The organism is Paenibacillus eucommiae (assembly GCF_017874215.1).
GTDB classification, from domain to species: domain Bacteria; phylum Bacillota; class Bacilli; order Paenibacillales; family NBRC-103111; genus Paenibacillus_AI; species Paenibacillus_AI eucommiae.
Window position 1 is genome coordinate 71,018 of record NZ_JAGGLB010000024.1, and the last position, 23,264, is coordinate 94,281.

The following is a 23,264-nucleotide window of genomic DNA, read 5'->3' on the forward strand; positions in this document are numbered from 1 at the left end:
ACCTGCCTATTCTTCGCTATGTTTTTATTGCTACAATCGATCTATATTGCTTGTCCGATAAAGTCTATGTAGTGTTAGTAACACTACGTCTATGCGGTCTGAATGTTTTACTTCATACCTGGCCTGCATCTATTTTCGCAAGCTTCTTGCTTATCGTAATTATGCCATAAAACAAATTATAAAAATATGATATAACTCACCAAACCGAAAGTCTAATGAGCTTTTTTTCCTATTTTGGAGTATGAGTTCGTAAAATCAAATTCTTCATAAGAAAAACGCCTTGCTTCGTCCTTTGAGGTGCGTGTTCGTGACTTGGGTGCGTTGCGGAGGGAATGGCTGTGGGCTCCAGCCGCTGTTAAAGATTTGTTCCCTTGAATGGTAGTGATGAGGAGGTAAGAACAAATCTTTAAAGGCGGACGCTACCGCTCTTCCGCCCACAGGCCTTCCCTCTCTTTAGCTACAATCGCACGAATCACACGAACACCAAGCTCAAACGGAATAAATGGAACCCCACTCAATCCAGCCACCTTGACCAAGTGATTATACTCGGCATTTTTTTCCTGACATGTTCACTTACTTGCGAAAACAAAAATAACCCGCCTACGACCAAAGGAACGGGTTATTATTTCTAATTCTTTGGAGGTTTTCCATCCAAAATGATGTGCGTGGAACCGGACAGCCATCCGGCTCTTTATTTTAATCATAATCATGTCATGGTTGTTTCATGCCATTAAGGAGTTACGGCTCCAAATGTTTTCCAAGTGCCGGGGCTGCCTGCAGTCGTGCAAATCCAGCCTGCGTGACCACCGGCCGTTGGAGCTGTGCTCCACACAATTTCCCCAGGGCTCCATGTTCCGCTTGTTGGAGCTGCTGCGCCGTAACTCTGCCTTTTGCCATTCAGTATTAATGTATCGTTGGTGGAGTTAGCGTTCGCACTGCCGGTTATGTTCGGACCATCCAGCGGTGTTCCGGATAACGGACCAAAGTTGTTGCTCGCCAACACAAACGCAGCATTAGGGGCTTTGACGTAATTGGCCGAGCCTTGTGTCATATTGCCGCTGACTTCATGCATTCCGGTCCCTTGAATATAGACGACGGCCTTGGAAGCACTGCTTCCCGCAGATAGAACATAGTTGTCCGTAATTTTGCAAAAATCACTTACAAATGTTGCATAGTCATTAACAGTAATGGCATGATCATTAACTAGGTCATACGTCCGGTTGCCGGAGACCAGGACACCGCTGCAAGCGACAATGTTGATTAGCTTTGAGTTGGAACCTACAGGTGAGCGGAGCGTATTTCCTGAAATCGTACTGCTGTCGCAATAATTGTAATCGACGGCTACAGTTACATGTTCCAGTTTATTATTAACAACATTCATATTTCTGCCTTTACTTGTGCCGCCTACTGAGGAGTAAACCAGAATGCCCACAATTGAAAATCCGTTTTTTCCGGAGATCGTATTGTTTGTAACCGAAATATTGTTCAGATTGTCAAACGGAGCAGAACCCGGCGTTCCGAACGAAACATTAATTCCGGAAGACCCGTGTGCATCCACGATCGTGTTGTCGCAAACAGTACCGAAGACGCTGTTGTGTTCACATGTAATCGAACCGTCCCCCCCACAATTCGCAATCACATTGTCTGCTATGATATAATTGCGGCTTCCATCCCCAACCCCTAGCGCAGATATGCCACAGTTGCTGACACGATTGCTCGTCTCCAACACGTCTGTACAATTGACAGCCTCAAAGCCATGATTTTGTGCGCCGTCCACGACATTCCGATGAAAGGTGACGCCATCGCAATAAGCTGCCAGAGCGCCATGTGTACCGCACTCTTCAATGAGATTACCTTCGATCACAATGTTTTGATGGCGGTACGGTGACCGTTTCCCGTCATCGTTGTCGAACAAAATGCACCCGAATGCAAGATTGGGATCTGACGCGGTTGCTCTTTGCTTTGTATTCCGGACAGTAAGGTTGAGCGGGCTAACGGCATAGGTTCGAAAATGAATGTTGCTTACAGAAAGTCCATTTCCATCAAATTGGCCGCCTTCAATCACAATGTTCGAGTTATCCTGCGAATAAATGAGCGAGTTCATGGCCGCCGAAGCAACAAATTTGGCTCCTTCCTGAGAAACAAGCGAAAATCCGCTTTGCGACAAAACGATTTGCGAACTGATTCTGTAGGTTCCAGGCGGCACCGTTACGTATTTGGCCGAATTCACGGCAGTTTGAATAGCCGTGGTATCGTCGGTCACCCCATCTCCGGCCGCTCCGAAATCCATGACACTAGCATATTCACGCAATTTCACCGTCAAGGATCGGACAGGATCGCTAGGTGAAAACTGGTACTCCACATCATCGGAACTGACCGGTGACAGAGCGTGTGCCTTGGGCACGTTCAGTAAGGACCCGGCGGCCAATGCCGCTCCTGCCATCCCAAGCGATGCCAGCATCGTTCTGCGATTTACAAGCTTCTTCATGCCCGGGGCATCGGGAATCGAATAGATCGATTGCTCGTTTTCTGGTTGCTTCTCAACATTTTTCTCCATTATACAACAGCCTCCTATAAAGTGAGTTTCACAAGCACAACTGCTCCCCAATCCCTCGATTGAACCATGTCTGTGCTGCCGAATTTCTGAACTTCAGGCTTGTCATCACCTCCTCTAATGTAGAAAATAGGAGCGCCAACTTCTGTAGATGACGCCCCTTTCGGTTCTTTCGGTTCTTTCGGTTCTTTCGGTTCTTTCACTTCTTCTCCCGCTTCATGCGGCTCATTTCATAGCTGTCTTTCCAGCATCTATTTCATCGACAAGAAGCGCTCGTACTTCTTCTTCTCGATTTCCAGCAGCTTCGTTATCCCAAGATCATTCGCTTTCGCAACGTATTTATCCCATTCGTCGAACGAGGCTTGACCCAATACGAATTTGTCTCTCATCTCCGCGATATATGTCCATACCTCGCCGCCGATTTCGGTTACAACTTGCTGCTCTTCCAGCGTCGGATTTGCGGAGAAATAAGGCATCCTCATGACAGCCAGAGATTTTTCGTATGTTTCGATGTCAGCCTGCGCCGTTTCACCAGCTTGGAAGGCTTCTTCCTTGGTTACATTGCGTACGTAAGGAAGTGCACCGATCGGATTCAAGCCTTCTCCATCCATTGCCGCCTGAACAGTATCGTATTTATCTTTGTTTGCGGCGACAAACTCTTCCATGATGGAGACGGGCTTGCCATCGACGAGCTTGTAATGGACGTTCTCGATACCGTATTGCAGCAGTATCCGTCCTTCAGGGGAAAAGATATAATCGAATAGCTTGATAATGCCTTCCGGATTTTTGGCGCTCTTCGTTATCACCCAGTTGTAACCGTTATACCCGCCCGGTACGTTAAACACAATCGCGCGGCTTGTTCCATCAGGTCCCTTGAGCGGCTGGATCGCCCGGTATTCCGCTCCTCCTCCAACCAGATCATTGTAGTTTTTCTTGACCGATTGCGCATAGAAGCTTGTGGCCGAAACAATATTAGATTTAAGCCGCGCCTGAGAGGCATCATAGGCCATCGTCGTATACTCCGGATCGATCAGACCTTCACTGTACAGCTTGTTCAAATATTGATACATCGCTTTAGCCTTGTCGGAAGTCCAGGTCGAGAACACCTTGCCGTTGTCGTCGACATCCCAGTTACTGCCGGTGTGCTGGGCATTTAGGCCAAACGCGGCGGGAAAGGTAAGGAACAGCTGCCAGCCCTGTCCGCTGAAAAATTCGTCCTGCTTGCTGTTTCCATTCGCATCCTTGTCACGCATCGCTTTAAGCGCTTCGTAAAACTCATCCGTCGTTTCCGGGATTTTGGTTATGCCAACTTTTTGAAGCCAATCGTAACGGATAATATCCGAAACAAACATCACACCTTCGTTCTGTGCAGCATACGTGACGGAATACAGCTCATTGTCGGGCATCGTCCATAATTTCTTGGCGATCGGATACTCTTCTTCAATCGTCCTCTTGATGTTGGGCGCATGCTGCTCCACCAATTTCGTGATTGGAATAAATACACCAGACTGAGCCGTTTCAAAAAATTTGGTCGAATCCATATTCAGCTCGATGACGTCCGGAAGGTTGACTCCGGCAGACAGCCGTGTCTGGGCCACGCTTGCAATATCGTTCGGCGGCACGAATTCCCATTCGAACTTCACATTGGTCCGCTTCTCCAACTCCTTGATGATGGGCCTATCGGCGTAACTCAACTGAGCGTTGTAGTTTTCCTGGGCCAGGATACGGATCGTCAACGGTTCCGATGACGGCTGATCGGACGGGGAATTGGTTTCAGAACTTGCAGAAGATGCTGATGGAGAGGGGGATGCATGATTGGATGCATTGTTGCTGCAAGCTGCCAGAAAAACGGATACCATTAGGGTAAGCAGCAGCGCGATTGTGCCTTTTTTTCTCATCTTAACATTTCTCCTCTATTCTTTTAGTGAGCCTATTAAGGCCCCTTTGACAAAATATTTTTGCAGGAACGGGTACGAGCATATAATCGGCAGTGTTGTAAAAATGATGGCCGCATATTTAAGTTGAAAAGAGAGCGCTGTCATATTCATCGCATCCTGCGTATTACGCATGGCATTTACCGCCAAATCCGCTTTGGCATACACAAGCACCTTGGCCATAAATAACTGGATTGGCTGCCAGGACTTGTCAGGAAGAAACAACAATGCATTGAACCATGAGTTCCAAATGCCCACCGAAGTGTACAATACGATCACAGCAATAATGGGCTTCGATAATGGGACCATAATCTGGAACAATATGCGCAGATCTCCCGCCCCGTCCATAATGGCCGCTTCTTCGAGCTGGTCGGGCAGCGTTTTGAAGAAGGTGCGCACCAGAATGATATTCCAGATGGAGACAACTCCGGGAAGGATCATGACCAGTGGATTGTTAAACAAACCGATTTTGCTGACCAATACGAAAAAAGGGACAATGCCTCCGCTGAAGAACATGGGTACGAGCAAGTAAAAAACAAAAAATTTTCGTCCAAACAGCCGTTTTCTCGATAGCGGATAAGCACTAATGATCGATACGATTGTCGTGAGCAGCGTTCCCGCCGTCACATAGAGGATCGTATTTCCATAGGCCCGCCATAACTCCGTGTTCTGGAAAATCAGCTTATATGCTTCGAAGGATAATCCTTTCGGATATAACCAGACGCTCTGACTGACGACCTCTTCAGGCGCGCTGATCGACATGCTGAATACATAGACGAAAGGCCAAACCGTAATTACCGCCGCTATTCCTACTGCCAAATAGATGAACATATCCGCCGTTCTTCCGATCCAGTCTCTCTGATGACTTACACTGGCATGCACGCTGCTTCCCCCTCTCTACCATAGTCCATAGTCGCTCACTTTTCTGCTAATGGTGTTGGCTAGAATAAGCGCAATAAAATTGATGACGGAAACAAACAGGCCGACTGCGGCAGCATAACTGTAATTTCCGTTAAACACTCCTTCACGAACGGTATAGGTGCCAATCACATCTGCCGAATCGTATACGGCTGGGCTGTACATGAGCAGAATCTTCTCAACATCGGCATTAAGTAAGCCTCCGACTGCAAAGATCAACATAATCGTGACGGTAGGCATTATACCGGGCAGCGTAATATGCATCATTTGACGCCAACGGTTCGCTCCGTCCATTCTAGCCGCTTCGTATAGCTCCTGGTTGATCGCAGCGATATTCGCCAGATAAAGAACCGAGCCCCAGCCGAAGCTTTGCCATATGCCTGTTATGATGTAAATCGTCTTGAAATACTGCGGATCATTCATGAAGGCCGTTCGGTCTCCTCCGAAAAATTCGATGATATTGTTAATGACACCATCGACGGGAGAAAGCAGCGACAACACGATGCCTACTATCACGACACTTGAAATAAAGTATGGCAAGTAGCTAAGTGTCTGAACGACCTTCTTATAGAAGGTACGGCGAATTTCGTTCAACAGAAGCGCAAATACGATGGGAATCCAGAAGCCGAACACGATCGTATACAGACTGATCAACAGTGTATTCCGCATGACGCGGTCAAAAAACACGGAGTCGAAGAAACGGATAAAATGCTTGAATCCGACCCACTTTGTAGTTCCGTCAAAGCTAAGAAACGGCATGCCGATCTTGTAATCTTGAAACGCGATTAATATTCCATAAATCGGCATATAGCTGAACACAAACAACAACACAACCATGGGCACCATCATGAGCAATAGAAACTTGTCTTTTCGCATGTAATGCCAATTGGAGCGCTTTTCCACACAACCCCTCCTTCTGTCCTCCACTTGAGCCGGAGCGGCTTGCCGGTTCGCACAGGTTCGTGCGAAATTCCTCAGCCTCCCCTTTCATCAGCTTTCTCCATAGATCTCCTCCCCGTTTAAGCTTAGGTTCATTGAAGCGACATCCCCAGTGTAAAAAAAGCCAGCCCGTTGTTCAATGGTCCACTTTTTTGTCATGTGATATTTTTGACATCGCCGCAATTTCAGCCATCTGAGCTGCTGAATCGCAGAAAATCCGGTGTATGGGATATGTTTTACTGGCATTTCTGACCTTTGTTCGCCAAAGAAAAAGAGCTCCCAAAGGAGCTCCCGGACCGGTTCATCTGGAACCGTCGCTGCAGCATAACAAAATGGCATCAATCAGATTAAATAACCCGGGAGCCTCCCCGGTGTGTATTTCGATACTCGTTAGGCGTAACTCCCTCATGTTTTTTGAATTTACGGATGAAGTGAGACTCATCCACATAGCCGACCTGCGGAATAATTCCCTTCAGTATGACATCCGATTGGCGCAGCAGCTCCCTGGCTTCGTTCATACGGACAAGATCGAGATACTGCATAAGCGAATACCCCGTCTGCTCCTTGAAATAGCGCGTGGCGTAGCTGCTGGAAATACCAAAGCTATCAGCGATCTTGTCCAGCGACAGCATATTATCCGCAAAATTCTGCTGAATGTAAGCTATAAGCTTCGGATACAGCTGATCGTTCTTCGACTTCCGGTTATCGAGAATCATCTGACACAACTCGCTGCAAATGTCCTCCATTCTCTGTCCCCAGAGACTGATCGTCTCGAACTTCTCATTCAGCGACTCTTCCATCTTTAGGTGGGCGGAGCTGTCCGTCAAGATGCCGATGTCGGAGGCAGCCTTCCATAAAGTCATCGCGAAATCGGTCGTAAGGTTCTCCGCTGTCTCGATGGAAACGCCTGGTGCCGACAGCCGCTCAACAATTTGTACGATGTATGATTTCATTTTCTCCTCGCTGCCTTGCTTCAGCGCCATTTCTACATTCGCGTCCACACGATCTAGCGGCAAGCGCAGATTCCTCATTTCCAAATCCATCATTTCGGAATAGAAAAATGGACGGTTGCCGCCTCGCATAAACCGGTACCGGGCCGCATGCTGCGCTTCGGCGAAAGAATCCTTGATCCGGCTGGCAGCGCTATATTCGCAGCCGATTCCGGCTGTAAGCGTATAGCCGGCGGCTTGCTGGAAGAACAGACTCGCGCGCTGTGTCATCTCCCGAATGGTAAGCTCCGTTGTTCCGCTGCCGCCTTGAAAAACGAGCGATACCCCCCGCTGCCCACCTCTTTCCAAGGCAGCACAGCACTGTGCTTCGGTAACTTCGCAAGCTAAATCCTCCACCATATGGCGAAGGCTGAAGAGCATAACGTCTACAGATGGCCGGGGCGTATTCCTCATAAACCCTTCGTGATCATCAATATCAAAAACGATAACCCGGAAATGCTCTGAGGAAACTGTAAGTCCGCAAACACGAAGCGCTTCATTTCGCTCTTCATGATTGGCAAACGCATCCTCAAGCAGCCTGCCTAACATCCTTTCCTTCACAAGTGCGGCCTGTGTCTTGATTCGGGTCTGAAGCTCCCTATTTTCTTCAGTCACCTCATCCATGATATTGGAAATTAGCTGAAACTCGTCCTTTCTTCCCGGAGGGGTAGCGTCATAGCCGCGATGCTGCCGCACATGACCGGCTAATGCTTGAAGCGGTCTGTAATTTCGTATTGCAAAAAATACCGACATGAGCATGCCAGCAAGCAGAATGCCTGTCAATAATCCAAAAAACAATGCTTTTGCCTTATAAACGCCTGTCAGAAGCTGATTGGCTGGAAGAGCGATGATATAAGTCCAGTTGTTGAATTCAGAAGTGAGCTTCACCAGTCTGTAATCCAATCCGTCTATGCCATAGCTGGACATGCCCTGAGGAATCCGATCCGCGCTGATCTCGCCCAGAAATTCCTCTCCATTTGCGAAACCCGGTATGGCTCCTGCAGCAGCCACCATCTGGCCACCGCCGTCAAGCACATAAACGTAACCTTTGTTCCCCCTCAACGCATTGCCCAATAAATTGCCGAACGTTCGCTCTTCGATTTGAAAAAGAACGACACCGTACGGCTTGCTCGCATTGGCTGGAATCGGATAAAGGTATGTCGCAAGACTTCTTTGATCCGAGCGATTCACCACCACAGACTGAAGCGGCCGCATCACCGGCGAATTTAGCGCGTATGATTCCTTCTGAAAATCCGCAGCTTTCCAGGTCGCATAACGATAGACGGCATCGAAATACGTATCGACTGCATAATTCCCTCTCGCCCCGAAAATCATGTCATCCTCGCGCGACATATAGTAGATGCCGATATCGGAAATAAAGCCGTTTGAGGACATATAATCGTTTAAAATCCGTTTGGTTTCCATCAGCTGGTATCCTCCGCCGTCAATGGTGTACGAAGTAAGCGCAGGGTTCAGAGAGATCCGCACTGCTATTCTTTTCATTTCAAGCATCCGTGTTTCGATGATATCTCTGACCTGCAGGAGCTGCGAAACGCCTGACTTCTCGATCTCCTGCCCAAGAGATGACATAAAAATCCGGTAAGCCAGACTCCCGAATACAAGCAGCGAAAGCGTAACGATAACCATATAGGATAATAAATAGCCGTAAAATCTTCTTGATCTCGCCATAGGTTCACCTCACCCGGTATGCTTGTAACGCTCGTAAGCCCGTTTGTAGAGCTCCATGAAATGGGGCAATCCGAGACGATCCAGCGTACGCAAATATTCGTCCCATTCCGTAAAAGGAACGTCCCCGCTTACAAACTTGATCTGCATTTCATACAAATAGCTCGACAAATTCGGCAGCAAGGCATTCATTTGATCCGCTTCATCTTTCGTATACACGAACTGAGGCCAAATCTCCACCGGCATAAAAGGTTTGATTTTTTCCGCTGCGGCAACCGCTTCTTTGGTTCCTTCCGCGCCTTTGAAGGTGGCTGAACGGACAATCCCCGGATAAGCGGTCCCGGGCCAAACGAGATAGCCGCCAACCGTCTGATTGATGTTCATGCCCTCGGACGGATGCACGATATGATCCAGGTAGGCAAGTTCTCCGTCTTCTTTTGTTTGGTAGGTGATATTCTCAAAGCCCATAAAAAACATCCGGTTCCCTTCATCTCCAAAGAAATAGTCTGCCCAGCGCAAAGTTTCTTCCGGGTGCAGGTTATGCGATGTGATGGCGAAGGAGCCAGGCATCACAACGGAGGGATAAGCCAAAGAATACAATCGATCCCCGTAAGGGCCGGCCAGTACCTCAGAGCCCTCATACCCCTTTCCATTAAATGCAGTGGGTCCGACTCCGATAAATGCGCCCAGCTTGCCCTGCTCCGCCTTCAATACAAACTCATTATTGGACAAAGAAAAAACCTCCTTGCCGATAAGCCCTTCAGCATATAACGAATGGATGTATTGCAGCAATTCCTTGTATTTGGGATCGGCTGGAATAAACCGGAGTTCATTTGTAAGCGGTTCAATATCAACGTACAGATGAGTAGATCCGCGATTGCCGAGCCCCCATGCGCCGCGCAAATAATTGACCAAAGTACTGATTTCCTGAAACAAGAACGGGGTTTCATCCAGTACACCATTCTCATTCAGATCTGTCGTCTTGATTAGCTTTAGTAGATTGCGAAACTGTTCTATATCCTGGGGAAACGATACTCCGAGCCGTTCAAGCCAGTCTCGCTTGATCCATAGCTTCTGTGCGGCCAGAAGAGAGACAAAAGACGGATCGAACAGCTGTGGCAGTGCAAAGATATGCCCATCTGGCATCGTGATCGCTTTGCGCCATTCCGGATACTGCTCAAGCAGCCTACTGAAATTTGGAGCCTCTTTCGCAATTAAATCCTCTAAGGGAATGAGGATGCCTGCTTCCCCATACTTCATTAAGTCCAAAATCGTGAACTGCGAGGCGTAGAAGAAATCCGGCAGATCCTCGCCAGCCAGCACAAGGTCGCGCCGGTCAATCAAATTGTTGACGGGGACTAACTCCCAATCAATATGAATGCCGCTTTTACGCTCATACTCGGTCCACAGCATAAGACGGGACCATTCGGAAGACACGTCAGGCGGATAAGGAGAGAATGCTTTAAGTGCTAAGGGCTGCCCTTGTAAGGTTGTACCACGCTCGAAGACCAAGCTCCCATCTTTAACAGAAGTGTGTTTGACGGAGGGCAAAGTAAAGATCAACAGTATTAACAACAGTAACAAAAACGAGAGTCTCATACAGTCCCTCCCACTATCCAAAGTGCTATATACTATGAAAGGTCCATAACTAGGTTATGGACCTCGAACGTCAAAGTCGCTGGCAACAAAGACGAGAGCTTCAGTACCTAGACTACATTATTAAACTAGCATACAAGATTTCACATACCTTGTATACTGCCAAAATGGCTCATTCAATCAACCGCTCTCTCCGTGATTACACTTTGGTAATAATACCAGCTTCGTTTAAATGCTCTGCTTTGAGTCAGAAAATCGACATGTACCAGACCGAAGCGGTAACGATAGCCTGAAGTGGCTTCGTAGTCGTCCAGGTAGGACCAGTGATAGTACCCATGAACATTGCAGCCTTGACGTATTGCGCGCGAGAGCTCCCGCAGATGTTCACGAACGTAGCTGATTCGCTCATCATCCTGCAGCAATCGTTCCGTTTCCTGATTGACGGTATCTTGGCCAATACCGTTTTCCGTTATATAGACCTTCGGATTGTTGTATTTCTCTTTAACATAAACCAAAATATCATAAAACCCTTGGGGATATGTCAGAAATCCGTAATCGCTTTGGGCGTAAAAATTGCGCACGTCCGTCGCTTGCAGAAACGCTGCGGGATCATAAGCGCATCTGGCAGGACTGTAATAGTTCAAACCGATCATATCCATCGGCTCGAAACTCTGTAGAAGCTGCTGCCGAAATGCTGCCGGCATAAGTGCACCAACTTCGGGGCATTCGAGCACGGATGCCGGGTAGCTGCCTTCCAACATCGGCTGAAGCCACCACCCGCACACAAAATCAAATTGCCGCTGCGCTGCCGCCCGATCATTCGGGCTATGCGTGTGCGGATACACAGGCACTACAGCGATTACAGCTCCGATTTCTCCTGTTAGCCCAAGAGAACGATACATTCTTACCGCTTCGTAATGCATCAGTATCATATGATGGGCAGCCAAAAGCGCTGATTCCATATCCGTTTCGAACGGCGGATAAACACCGTCTCTATACGAGGCAAAAGCCATAACAGAAGGCTCATTCATGGTACTCCATCGCTTCACACGATCACCGAAACGTTTGAAGCATATTTCTGCATATCTCGCAAAATCAGTAACGATTTGCGGATTCTTGAACCCTCCGTTGTCCGACAATGCTTGCGGCAAATCCCAATGATACAAATCGACGAAGGGCTCGATACCTGCCGCGAGAAGTTCATTAATTACCTGATCATAGAAGATCAGCCCTGCTTCGTTGATTTCCCCGAGGCCCTGCGGAATAATTCTGGACCAGCTGAGGGAGAGCCGGAACGAGGTCAGACCCAGTTCTTTCATCCCTTTGATATCTTCTACAAAGTGGTGATAGAAATCAGCTGCCGTTTGCGGTGAATGACCGTTCCAGAATCGTTCCGGATAATCACGCGCAGCTGCATCCCATATGCTCGGTCCTCGTCCGCCCTCTTCCGCCGCTCCTTCGATCTGAAAGGAGGAAGATGCGGCTCCCCACAGAAATGATGGCGGAAATTCAAAACGTATCATTGAAGCTTTCTCCCCTCAACAAAAGTATGCGTCTAACAGCTCCTACAACAGCTGCTCAAGCCGTTGTTTGGCTGACAAAATGTCCCTGATCTGCTCGTCTCCCTCGATTTCTCTTTCTATCGTCAATGGACCTTCGTAGCCGAGCTCCTTCAAGCGGCCGACCAGTGAAGGAAAGTCCACCTTCCCCTGACCGATTGGAACCTCAAGGCCCAGCATTCTGCCATTGGTAGGATACATCCCGTCCTTGGCATGAACACCGCGGACGTACGAGCCAAATACATCCAGTGCATCCACCGGATTGCCTTTACCGTACAAAATCAGATTAGCCGGGTCCAAATTGATTCCGAGATTGCCCGTATTCAAATCCTCGATGACCCTCAGCAGCGTAACTGGTGTTTCCTGGCCTGTCTCGAACAGAAAATGAATGCCCTTCCCCTTGCAATATATGGCCAAATAATGTAAACAAGTCAATAAACTGCGATAACGCTGGTCTCCCGGATCCTCAGGAATAAACCCAACATGTGTAATCATATCCTGCACACCAAGCTTTGCGGTAAAATCCGCACCTTTAAGCAGCATCTGCAGCCTGCTGTCGCGATAAGCTTCTGGAACAAGCCCCAACGTAGAAGGGCCATCAATCAAATTCCAGCTTTGCGGCCCCAGCCAGCCACACCAGATATGACTTATTTTTACCTTATATTCGGCACACGCTTGCTGAATTTCGGCGATCATTTCATCAGTGAACAACGACTCATCCCAACAACTTAACTGGCATGTGGCAAAGCCGAGTTCACTCACTTTACGGATTTCTTCTCTAATCGAAGGTTTAAGAACAACAAGTAGTCCTAGTTCCATATGTGTATCTGCTCCTTAGCCATTTGTTTGAGGTGGAGAGGTGGCCTCAATGGCCCACTAAGCAAATATCCACTGCGTTCACCTCAGCCTCTCCATTTACCACTTTTTTCCATAGAACCCCTCTCGTTTGACCTTATGTTAATGAAAGCGACACCCATAGTGTAAAAAAAGCCAACCCGTTGTTCAATCGTCTACTTTTTTGTTATGCGATATTTTTGACATCGCGGTAATTTCGCAGTTGTTTGGCTGATAAAATGTCCCCACAAGTCGCGCTACCGTTGATATCCTGGGTCCTCAGGAAATAAATCCAACATGTGTGATCATATCCCGCACGCCAAGCTTTGAGGTAAATCCGCTCCTTTAAACAGCATCTGCCCCAGCTTCTCACCTTCTCATTTACTTTATAGAAATGACCGGCACGTTATCATAATCTCCTAAGCCCCTCCTGTCAAGGTATCATGTGCGAATAAACGACATCATGGGGGACCTCCCCCGAAGTTTCCAAGAATGAACGAATTTCCGGGTTTGCAGACTTATTTCGCTTTTTCCAATTCAGTCAGATTCACGTAAAATATTCATCAGGTCAAATGGGATCTACGAACAATAGTATGTAACGATCATACAGGGGGAGAAGAAAAATGGACAAATCGCTTCAAAAAGCAAGTGGAATAAAGAGAGGGCCGATGTTAGCCGCTCTGCTCATCGGAACGTTTGTTGCGTTTCTCAACGAAAATTTGCTCACTACTGTACTCCCCGGGTTGATGCGGGAATTCAACGTTGACGCTGCAACTATCCAATGGCTAACGACAGGTTATATGCTTGTGATCGGCATACTGGTGCCAGTGACCGCCCTACTGCAGCAATGGTTTACAACTCGCCAGATGTTTATGTCCGCGATGGTGTTATTTCTGGCTGGTACCTGCTTAAGTGCAGTTTCCCCGGGATTCAGCATCTTGCTGCTTGGTCGAGTTGTGCAGGCATGCGGGACGGGACTGTTGGTCCCAATTATGATGAATACGATTCTCGCCCTCTATCCTCCGGAACGCCGCGGCGCCGCCATGGGGCTCATGGGACTGGTCATTATGGTCGCACCCGTTATAGGGCCAGCCTTGTCGGGTTTGATCATCGATACCTTGCATTGGCGCTGGCTGTTTTACCTGGTGATTCCTGTTGCACTATTTTCAATCGTATACGCAGCTGCATACTTGAAAAACGTGACGGAACTATCCAAGCCCAAAGTCGATATCTTGTCCATCCTGCTTTCAACAGCCGGTTTCGGCTGCGTCACTTACGGGTTTAGCCGAACAGGTGCCTGGGGAGATCCTGAAGGTTATGGGATGATTATCATTGGCAGTCTATTCTTACTCTTACTTATATGGCGACAGCTCGTGATCAAAGAGCCGTTGATTGATTTGGCGGTTTTCCGGTATCCTGTGTTTTCACTGGTTGCGGTTCTGGTTGTGCTCCTGATGATGATTCTGTTCGCCACAACGACATTATTGCCAATCTATATACAGGATGTCATGCATTTGACGGCATTCGCGACGGGTTTGCTTCTAATACCTGGTTGCATGCTGAATGGGATGATGATGCCAGTGGCGGGGAAATTATTCGATAAATTGGGGCCGAGGTTCGTGATTGTGCCCGGACTGTTACTGATCACTATATCGTTGTGGCTGTTCACCGGCATCGACACGGCAACCACGCAAAGTATCGTTATGTTCAATCACATCTTATTGTTCTTAGGCATATCGCTCGTCGTAATGCCGATACAGACGATAGGGTTAAATCAAATTCCGCAGCACCTGTTCCCCCACGGCACAGCCATTTACAATACGTTTCAACAGATTGCGGGGGGAATTGGCATCACTCTGTTCATCGGAATCATGTCGTCGGGGGCTAGCCGTTACCTTCACCTTTCACCCGATCCTACCGCGACGCACGAGAAGGCACAAAGCTTGGTGACCGGTCTGCAAACCGTTTTTCACATCGAATTTGTTCTGGCTATAGTTGCCTTAATTCTTGGCTTGTTTCTAAAGAAACCGCCTATGCAACATTAACTGCACTTACATATTTTCAACGATTGCAGCAACCTTTCATTGGTAAATGATGTTAATAAATAGTAAGATTAACTATTCTCGGAGGTGATGTGATTGAAAACTTTTTTAAATTTTAAACCATCGTTCATTTCCTTGATTTGTGTCCTTCTATTATTGGGTTGTGAAAAATCGCCACAAGGTAACGAGGAACTTATGAAAGAAGTTCAAACAAAAATGGATGAAAATATGCAAGTAACCAAAGAAAGCAACAAGATGATTGCTGAGCTTCAATCAGAAGTAAGAAGGATACAGACGAATTCACCGCATGTTTCGAATCAGATTAGTATCATACAATTCCTAAATATGTCCTTGGTAGAGAAAAATGAAATTATCAAACATTATTTTCATTCAAGAATGGGTGGTAGGCAGCTTTCGGATTTTGATTTATACATGATGGCGTTTCTTCATAACTTGTTTAATGTTGAAGATGTTAAAAATCGTTTTCTTATTAGAGAAGAAGTTGAAATCGACAACAAAATTGTTTTGTTAAATCGTAACCCCCCCGATGAACTAGGAGAATATATGGTCATTTATTTTACTAAACCTGTTGATATTCTGGATAAAGAAAGTGATGCCTTGGCGATCTATGTTTATCAGAATGAACTATACATGTCCGTATATCAGCAGAACGAGTTTATAGAAGGGTATAGGATTAACCCGAAGTTCTATAAAGATATGTTCATAAAAGTTGGGCAGTTGAAAATGGACTTATTAGAGATTCAATGTGCTCAACGACCTGATTGTTAAGAAAATCGCCTTGTGGGACTGTTGACAAATTACCTTTTTGACGAAATTGACGTTTGAGAACCCGCATAAACACTGGGAATCTAAAAGTCTTTTTTCGAAAAATTGGCTTTTGTCAACAGTCCCTTGTGGCGTCCTTTGATGTGCGTGTTCGTGAAGTTGGGTGGTTAGGGGAGGGAATGGCTGCAATCGCACGAAAACCAAGCTCAAATGGACAGCCAGCAAGGTTTTTTCTCTTGATACGAGGAGATTTCCCCGCGGGCCAGGCCGCTCGGACTGAAGAACGCACAGCTGAGCAGGATCTGCTACTTTAACGATGATTTTCATCGTTAAAAGCATAAGGTCGGCTCCACACCCGTAATTTAAAGATGAAAAACATCGTTAAACTCCCTTGTTAGCCTTCAGACAGGCTATCCGACCTCTTTTAACGATGAAAATCATCATTAAAGTGATGATTGGCCTGGAAAAATTTACTTTAACGATGAAAAACATCGTTAAGTCAAGCACACGCTTATTTCGGCGGAGGGCGGCTGCTACTAGGTGGCTACAAACGCTCATCCTCCCCACATTCCATTGCTTTCCTTCCCTCTCAGCTACAAAGTGCCGAAGTGTCACGCTCAAACAGACTGCCGGCAGAAGGTACACAGCAAAGAGAACGCTAGATTTAGCGTCCTCTTTGCTTGAATATGCGTTTCTCGACAACAACCAGCTAATTTCCCTTTTGCTACTCTTTTGCCGCTAATCCCTCAAAGTTATTTCTACAAGAACATTCATAAGAAACTGCGCAGCTTCTGCTCGTGTTGCATGCTTCACAGGGTTTATCTTACCGCCCGCTCCATTGACCAAACCCTTCTCATACAAGGCTAAGATGCTGTCGCGAGCATAGTCGGATATCGCATTGGCATCCTTAAACTGGCTGAGATCAGCATTGCCCGGTTTATCGTTCAACATATCCAGCTTTCGCAAAGCGCGTTCAGCTATAGTGAACATTTCCTGGCGGGTTATTTGTGCTTTCGGTTTGAATTCATTTTTTCCGGTACCTTGTATTAGCTGTAATGCCTTGGCTGTTGCCACCTCTTTCGCGTAGTAATCGCCGCTGCTCACGTCGCTGAAAGAATCCGTCTCCGCTCCTGTCAGCCCCAACATACGAACGAGCATCGTGACAAAATCCGCACGAGTGACCGCTGCCTCAGGCAAGAAGGCGTTATTCCCAATGCCTTGAATGACTTCCCGCGCAGCCATATACTTCACTGCCCGATCGGACCAATGCCCTTTCGTGTCCGCAAAAGACTTCTCATTATGAAAGACATCGAAAGTTCCGCTTTGCGCGGTCCAGAATGCCACTTTGCCGTTTGCGTAAACGCTCTGGGGAATAATTGCTTTCGACCCGCCGCTCTCTCGATAAGCAACGATGTAATCGCTGTTCTCTCCCGGCTTGATCTCCCGGTTCACTTCGACTTGCAGCGGATGCTCTTCGTCCGTCCAATCGACCGGTTTATCATTAACCAGACACTCGATGATCAAGCTTCCTTTCCGAATGACAAACGTGATTCGATCAGCAGTGTTCGTTGCAAGCTTGCGGATCGATTCTTTGTTCACTTTTACCGTACCAAAGTTGGTCTTAATAAAAAGATTTGCACGTTTATCCGAATTGGACAGCCATTCGCTGACATCCGTTAAGGTTATTTGAATCTCCTTCATCGCTTCATTTTTCGTATAGTCCAACACGAGGTCAACAATCCCGTTTTCATTCGGTTTTGCGGCTGCGAGCAGCTCATTCAGCTTCTGAGGAGAAAGAGTTACTTTCAGCACATTGTCACCTTTGACTTCTTTGTCGATGTCCCCTTGATTTGAACCAGGTTTAGTACCAGGCTTAGGCTCTTGTTCTGGTTTCGGTTCTGTTTCAACTTCTGTAACTTGAAACGTTGCCGTTCTTGTCGTATTGCCATAACTAACCTCAACTGTATACAACCCTTTAACAGCTGCTGCAGGAACAGCGATTGAGAGAGAGGATTGATTCGTCTGCACCGTATTCCCTGTTACCGCAAAGTTTTGTACGCTGCCGGAGCTGTTTTTTACGGTTACCGGCAAGCTTTCACCTGCCATAATGCCGGCAGTCGTAACAGGAATCGTAACTGTACCTGCAGTGCCCTTCACCAAAGCCTGTGGAGCGGGAGCACCCAGCTCGATGGACACATGCTCTCCCGCTTCAACGAAGTAAAACTTATCTACGTATATAGATTCGATATTCGCCTTGTTATTTGCAGGCGACACATACACATACGATGCTTCCTGGGCGACATTGTCCGCCGTTGCCGTGAACTGTCCGACTTTCACGTCCGTCCAGAACATGTTCTCCATGCTGCTCGCAGGAACGATTGTCGGAGACAGAATGGTACCTCCCGCGCCGTAATCCATGCCAACGGTAAAGGCATCTCCTTGAGGCTTCGGAAAGGACGGCCCGTTAACCACATCAGCCAATAACGCTGTTGTGTAATTGACCTTTACTCGTGCATACACATCGTAGGTTTGATCTACAGTAAGATCTGCATCGCTCACATAGCTGTAGAAATCCATCGGAAAGTTGCTGTCACCAACAACCTTCATGGCCGTCTTGCCGTCAGACGCAGACAGATCGGCCACACCTTTACTACTGCCGGATGCCCATGTTCCGAAGAACTGATCTTGAACTTCTTTGACAATCTGCTCGTCGTCCTTGACAAGCTTGAATATTTTCCCGTCGCCGGCTGCGAAATTCACATCAGACAGGATATAGCTATCCGATGTTGTCTGGAATCCGATTTCCGATTCGCTGCCGTCCGTTTTGCTCACTTCCACAACCGATTTGACATTCATTCCGAGCTTCGCACGATCGATGGTGATCGTCACGTCATCCTCAGCCTCCGCATTATGATTGACGACCACGATATACTTATTCGGCGTACTCACGCTTTCATGGGTTGTAACGTCAGCACTTAGGTAACCCGGATCTGGCGGCAGCGTTGTAGCTCCGCCGCCACCGCCCGTTGTCGCAGCGACGTTAGCGATTCTCCGCATATCTAGAATAGTAGGCTTCAACACGTCGACTTCGCTCAGCAGCTGCTTGATCGTATCATAATCTTCCGGACGGCGCGTATAGTCATAGTCGACCATACCTTTCCAGAGGATCGTCGATTGGTACATGAAATACGTAAATCCTCTTGCACCTCTGCCGATCGCTTCGTAGGTCATAGCCCTGACTTCAGCAGGATTTGGATCCCTGAACACACCGCCGTCTCCAAACGCTTGCAAAATCATCCAAACCGGTGCATCATTCGTCAAGTTTTTACGGATTTGCAAGGTAGATGCATCCAGACTTTCTTCATATGAAGCATTCGGATACGCTCCAATATGCTTGAAATTGCCCGGTGTTGGATAAGGACTGGCAGCCGGGTATAGATCCAGACTCATCGCTTGCGTCAAATTGGAAGGATAGAAATATTCCGCGTCCTCAGGCATGGCATAATCAATGACCGTAAACCGCATTGGATCTATACTTTCCAGCATCCTTCTCATAACGGACAGATTGTCCCGGAATCGCTCCTTGTTACGGACATACATACTCCGTGGCTCGTCGAACAATAAGTAACCGATCAGTTGTTCCGCATGTTCGGATATCAAAGCTTTGTTCACGTGTTTTTCCAGCGCGTTGTACATGGCAACTTCATCGTTTCCGTGCATCGCTTCTGAGTCATAGTGGTAACCCTCCCAGAACTTGAACAGCTCATGTGAGTCAGGCAAACCGATTAGCTTGAGTCCATATTCGGCCGCCTTTTCCAGCGTTATATCGTAGATATCCGGCTTTTTCAGCCAGTTGGCCAGAAATACGGTGTCGACTCCCGCTTCCACTAAATCCGCGAACGTTCGATCCAGATACGCGGCCGCATCCGCCGGGATATACGGAATATTCCAAGCTTCATACCAGACGCCTTTAGGAAAATCGTCGAGCGCAGGATTCACGGCTGCCTTCGTCAATTGCACGCCGCTTATGACCTGGACGTTTTTCCTCATAAAGATTCGACCATCCGACCGTTTCACTTCGATCGTATAGAGTCCGTTTGCAACCCTATTTCCCTGATCATTGGTACCGTCCCACTGCTCTTTCGCGTACGTCCAATCTGCCCTTGCCTCTACAATCTTCTTAACCGTATTCCCTTGCTCGTCATAAACCTTAACATCAATGGTTTTCCCAGGCTCATACAATCCGTGGATGCTGTAATAAATGGTAGCTGTATCGTTAATGCCATCTTGATTGGCCGGCGAAATCTTGTAAGGGTACACATTGTTATACTTGTTCGGATCGTAATAAACTTCCGGAAGCACCCTGGTCAGCGTTGCGCTGTCTACTCTAAATGAAGGGAAGTTCTCCTCATTCGAAGTCGAATAAATTTTAACGAGATATTCATGAGAAGGATCGATCGTAATCGGAAGCACGACCCCTCCACCCCCGTAGTACTCCAGCTTCATAGTAAAAGGAGCTTGCGCCGTGCTATAGATTTTTTTGGCGACCAACACTTGATTTGTCGTCGTATCATGTAGAGATATGCCCATTACATCCCCGACAGCAAGATCCCAATCCATACCTGGCACACGATCAGGGTTTGCCAGCAATTGCAGCGTATAGTCGCCTGCAACGAAGCTGCTTCCATCGATTGGGATTTCCAAAGACGGCGCCTCTTCATTCACTCCGTTCATTACTCTCGCAGCACTGTTATCGGGCGTTAATCCGTCTGGTATATTCGAAGCGTTGCTGCCAAGCGTAAACTGGTCATTCTGGATCACATGGGGCACAACTTCTTTCAGTACAATATGATCCACATAAATGCCGGAGACGCCGTTGTTCCCCATTCCTTCCACATAGAACTCAAGCCGGTTGACGCCGTAATTCGGATTTATCGTACCCACTCTGAACTCTTCCCATTGCTCCTCCGTTGTATCGGACACGTTGATTATTCGAGGCGGGATCAAATCCTTTTGTTGAGTTGCGTCATATACGCCAATTTTTACGACACCGCCGCCAGCGCTTATGGCGCGATCCATTTTCAGCTTGAAATAAACATCGTACGGGGCAGCCTGCTTAAGCATACTGAAATCCCAGTCCTTGTATACGATATCCCTGCTTGCGCTATCTCCTGCCATAGCTGCCGCGAATCCGTCCGAGGCCGTCCCGTCAATTGCACTTACAGCGTTATTACTGTAATGGAAGCTGCTGTCTTCAATCGTGTAGTCTCCAGTCACGCTGATGGGACGAGCCCGTACACGAAACTGCGTACTGTCGAGCTGGGAGCCGTCATAATGAATGTTCACCGTGTAAATGGCGTCCTGTGCTGCATTCGTTTCTGGCACAATAACCTTTACAGCAGCTTGATTCGCGACAACCTTATTGCCCGTAATCGCGAACAAGGAAGTCCGATCTGTTCCTGTACTATCTATAACAGTAATCGACAAATCTTCGTTATCCCTAATATTCATCGTCGTTATCGGAATAACCAGGGTTCCGCCGGAATAAGACACCGGGTTTCCTGTGACAGGCAGCATATTGGCTGCGGGAATCCCCTGCACAGCAAAGCTCGTTTCAGCTTTTACTCCGCCCGAACCTTCCAGTTCTATCGTATACACGCCTGCTGGTGTGCCGTTCGGAACTGCGATCACAACATGGGCTGCATTAGCCGTAATCGTATTCCCTGAGACAGCAAACGATAAAGCATCTGTCACATCGACTCCGGTATTGTCTTTGATCGTTACAGCTATTGCAGCCCCATCCGCTACATTAGCTGAAGTAACAGGCAGTTGGATCTCCCCGCCCTTGTAAGAAACAGGACTGTTCATGACATTGCCTGCTTTCAGATAAGGGACTCCCGTCACGGTAAACGCAATTGTGCTGGACGGGATATTCGCGTAAGTAATTTCGGCTGTATAGTTGCCATCCGATGCTGCAGGCGGGATCGTCACATGAATATTCGCCTGGCCGGAAACAACCGCCGTGCCGGTTATCGGGAAATTTTGCACTTGCCCGCCTTCATTTCGAACGACTACGGCAACACTTTCATGATCCGCAATATGCTGCGTTGTCACCGGGATGACGATTTCGCCGCCGATTGAAGCTGCGACGGGATCCCCGGTCACTGTTCCGATCGTAATTATAGGTGCCTGCTGGACAACAAAAGTCCCCTGGTGAGTCGTGGCTCCATAAGCCAATTGCAGGGTGTAAGTTCCAGCTGCCGTGAACGGCGGAATCTGAACAGCCATCTCTACAGCATCCCCTGAAACGGTGTTCCCAGTAGAGGTGATACCTGAAGCTTGAGTCACATCAATTCCATTCGCATCGTAAACTTGGACAACAACGGTCTCTAAATTTTCGATATTCAAGGTCGTTGCGCTTACATCTAACGTGCCGCCATTGTAGGAAACGGGAGTTCCTTGAATGCTGTCAAGCATGATTAAAGGAGCGTTCGTTACTTCAAAGGCTGCTCTGCTGATCGCAGTATTCTGATAGCTTGCTTCGACATTGTAAATCCCGCCCTTGGTACGCTGAGGAACGATAATTTTAATATTCGCATTACTTCCACGAACGATATTGGACTGAATTTCAAAACTTTGCTGCTCGCCCTGGCTATTTGTAACTTTCACGTCCAATGGCTCTTCGTCTGCGATATTAACGGTCGTCACAGGAACAAATAAGGTTTCTCCCGCATGGGATGTCGGGGAGTTCTGGAACTCCCAACCCATATTGATAACCGGAACGCTGTCCGGCGCCTCCAAATAATAGAACTTGTCAACAGAAATAGCCGATATGATATTCTCCATCCCGTCGGCAGTGTACAAATAAATAGTATCCATCCCATTCAAGGAGGGGATATAGGTGCCAACCTTAATATCGGCCCATTCATTCGAATTCAATTGGGATAATGGCACGCGAATTCCGGGAAGCGGAAAGTTGTTCTGAGACATTGAATATACGCCAACAGAAAAAGCGTAACCTGGCGCGTCTTCATTGTTGAAGTCCACTTTCACCCTTGCATAAAGCTCATACGCCTTCCCTTGAACGAAAGGCGACACTCCGGTCGCATTGCCAAATTTGTCATTTGTAAATATTCCGTTCGTCATACGCAGCTGGAAATCCCACGTATTTACCGCTTTCACTACTTTTTTCGCCGTCAAGCCGTCAGACGCCGTTACATCCGCTACACCAAAAAGGGTATCTGGGGTATCGTAGGTATAAAATAACGAATCTTGCCCAACGTATTCAAACGAACCTGCTTCCGCGTAAGAAACAGCGGGTACCGCCATCAGATTGAAGTTTGAAACCATAAGAACTAGTGCTGTTAGTGTAAACATCCATTTTTTGAACAATCGTAACAACCGAAACACCTCCACATATTTGAATA

General features: G+C 47.5%; 12 protein-coding genes. 2 read left to right on the forward strand and 10 right to left on the reverse strand.

Features of this window, described 5'->3' with window-relative positions:
* Nucleotides 1–730 precede the first annotated feature (730 nt).
* From J2Z66_RS28245 to J2Z66_RS28285, 9 genes are all read right to left on the reverse strand, one after another.
* The gene (locus J2Z66_RS28245; RefSeq protein WP_209976092.1) at nucleotides 731–2,557 is read right to left on the reverse strand and encodes a glycosyl hydrolase family 28-related protein; all 1,827 of its coding nucleotides are present in this window, start codon (nucleotides 2,555–2,557) and stop codon (nucleotides 731–733) included.
* 14 nt (nucleotides 2,558–2,571) lie between these two features.
* Nucleotides 2,572–2,757 (reverse strand): hypothetical protein, encoded by a 186-nt coding sequence (locus J2Z66_RS28250; protein ID WP_209976093.1) that lies wholly within the window; start codon nucleotides 2,755–2,757, stop codon nucleotides 2,572–2,574.
* A 48-nt stretch (nucleotides 2,758–2,805) separates the two neighbouring features.
* Nucleotides 2,806–4,452 carry an extracellular solute-binding protein gene (locus tag J2Z66_RS28255; RefSeq protein WP_209976094.1) on the reverse strand — a complete coding sequence of 549 codons (1,647 nt, stop codon included), beginning with the start codon at nucleotides 4,450–4,452 and terminating at the stop codon, nucleotides 2,806–2,808.
* A gap of 15 nt (nucleotides 4,453–4,467) precedes the next feature.
* Nucleotides 4,468–5,370 (reverse strand): carbohydrate ABC transporter permease, encoded by a 903-nt coding sequence (locus tag J2Z66_RS28260; RefSeq protein WP_209976095.1) that lies wholly within the window; start codon nucleotides 5,368–5,370, stop codon nucleotides 4,468–4,470.
* A 15-nt stretch (nucleotides 5,371–5,385) separates the two neighbouring features.
* On the reverse strand, nucleotides 5,386–6,309 hold the full coding sequence (locus J2Z66_RS28265) for an ABC transporter permease (RefSeq protein WP_312894809.1): 924 nt from the start codon (nucleotides 6,307–6,309) through the stop codon (nucleotides 5,386–5,388).
* Nucleotides 6,310–6,692: 383 nt separating this feature from the next.
* Entirely contained in the window at nucleotides 6,693–9,023 is a 2,331-nt protein-coding gene (locus tag J2Z66_RS28270) for a helix-turn-helix domain-containing protein (protein WP_209976096.1), read from the reverse strand.
* Between the two features lie 9 nt (nucleotides 9,024–9,032).
* Complete coding sequence (locus J2Z66_RS28275; protein ID WP_209976097.1) at nucleotides 9,033–10,619, reverse strand: type 2 periplasmic-binding domain-containing protein; 1,587 nt, start codon at nucleotides 10,617–10,619, stop codon at nucleotides 9,033–9,035.
* A gap of 173 nt (nucleotides 10,620–10,792) precedes the next feature.
* Nucleotides 10,793–12,139, reverse strand: a complete 1,347-nt coding sequence (locus J2Z66_RS28280) for a glycoside hydrolase family 1 protein (protein ID WP_209976098.1) — start codon at nucleotides 12,137–12,139, stop codon at nucleotides 10,793–10,795.
* Nucleotides 12,140–12,181: 42 nt separating this feature from the next.
* Complete coding sequence (locus J2Z66_RS28285; RefSeq protein WP_209976099.1) at nucleotides 12,182–12,994, reverse strand: sugar phosphate isomerase/epimerase family protein; 813 nt, start codon at nucleotides 12,992–12,994, stop codon at nucleotides 12,182–12,184.
* Between the two features lie 638 nt (nucleotides 12,995–13,632).
* Here J2Z66_RS28285 and J2Z66_RS28290 point away from each other — a divergent pair.
* On the forward strand, nucleotides 13,633–15,054 hold the full coding sequence (locus tag J2Z66_RS28290) for an MDR family MFS transporter (RefSeq protein WP_209976100.1): 1,422 nt from the start codon (nucleotides 13,633–13,635) through the stop codon (nucleotides 15,052–15,054).
* Nucleotides 15,055–15,147: 93 nt separating this feature from the next.
* Nucleotides 15,148–15,840, forward strand: a complete 693-nt coding sequence (locus J2Z66_RS28295; RefSeq protein WP_209976101.1) for a hypothetical protein — start codon at nucleotides 15,148–15,150, stop codon at nucleotides 15,838–15,840.
* A gap of 735 nt (nucleotides 15,841–16,575) precedes the next feature.
* Here the strand turns inward: J2Z66_RS28295 and J2Z66_RS28300 are convergent.
* Nucleotides 16,576–23,238, reverse strand: a complete 6,663-nt coding sequence (locus tag J2Z66_RS28300; protein ID WP_209976102.1) for an S-layer homology domain-containing protein — start codon at nucleotides 23,236–23,238, stop codon at nucleotides 16,576–16,578.
* Nucleotides 23,239–23,264: the final 26 nt, after the last annotated feature.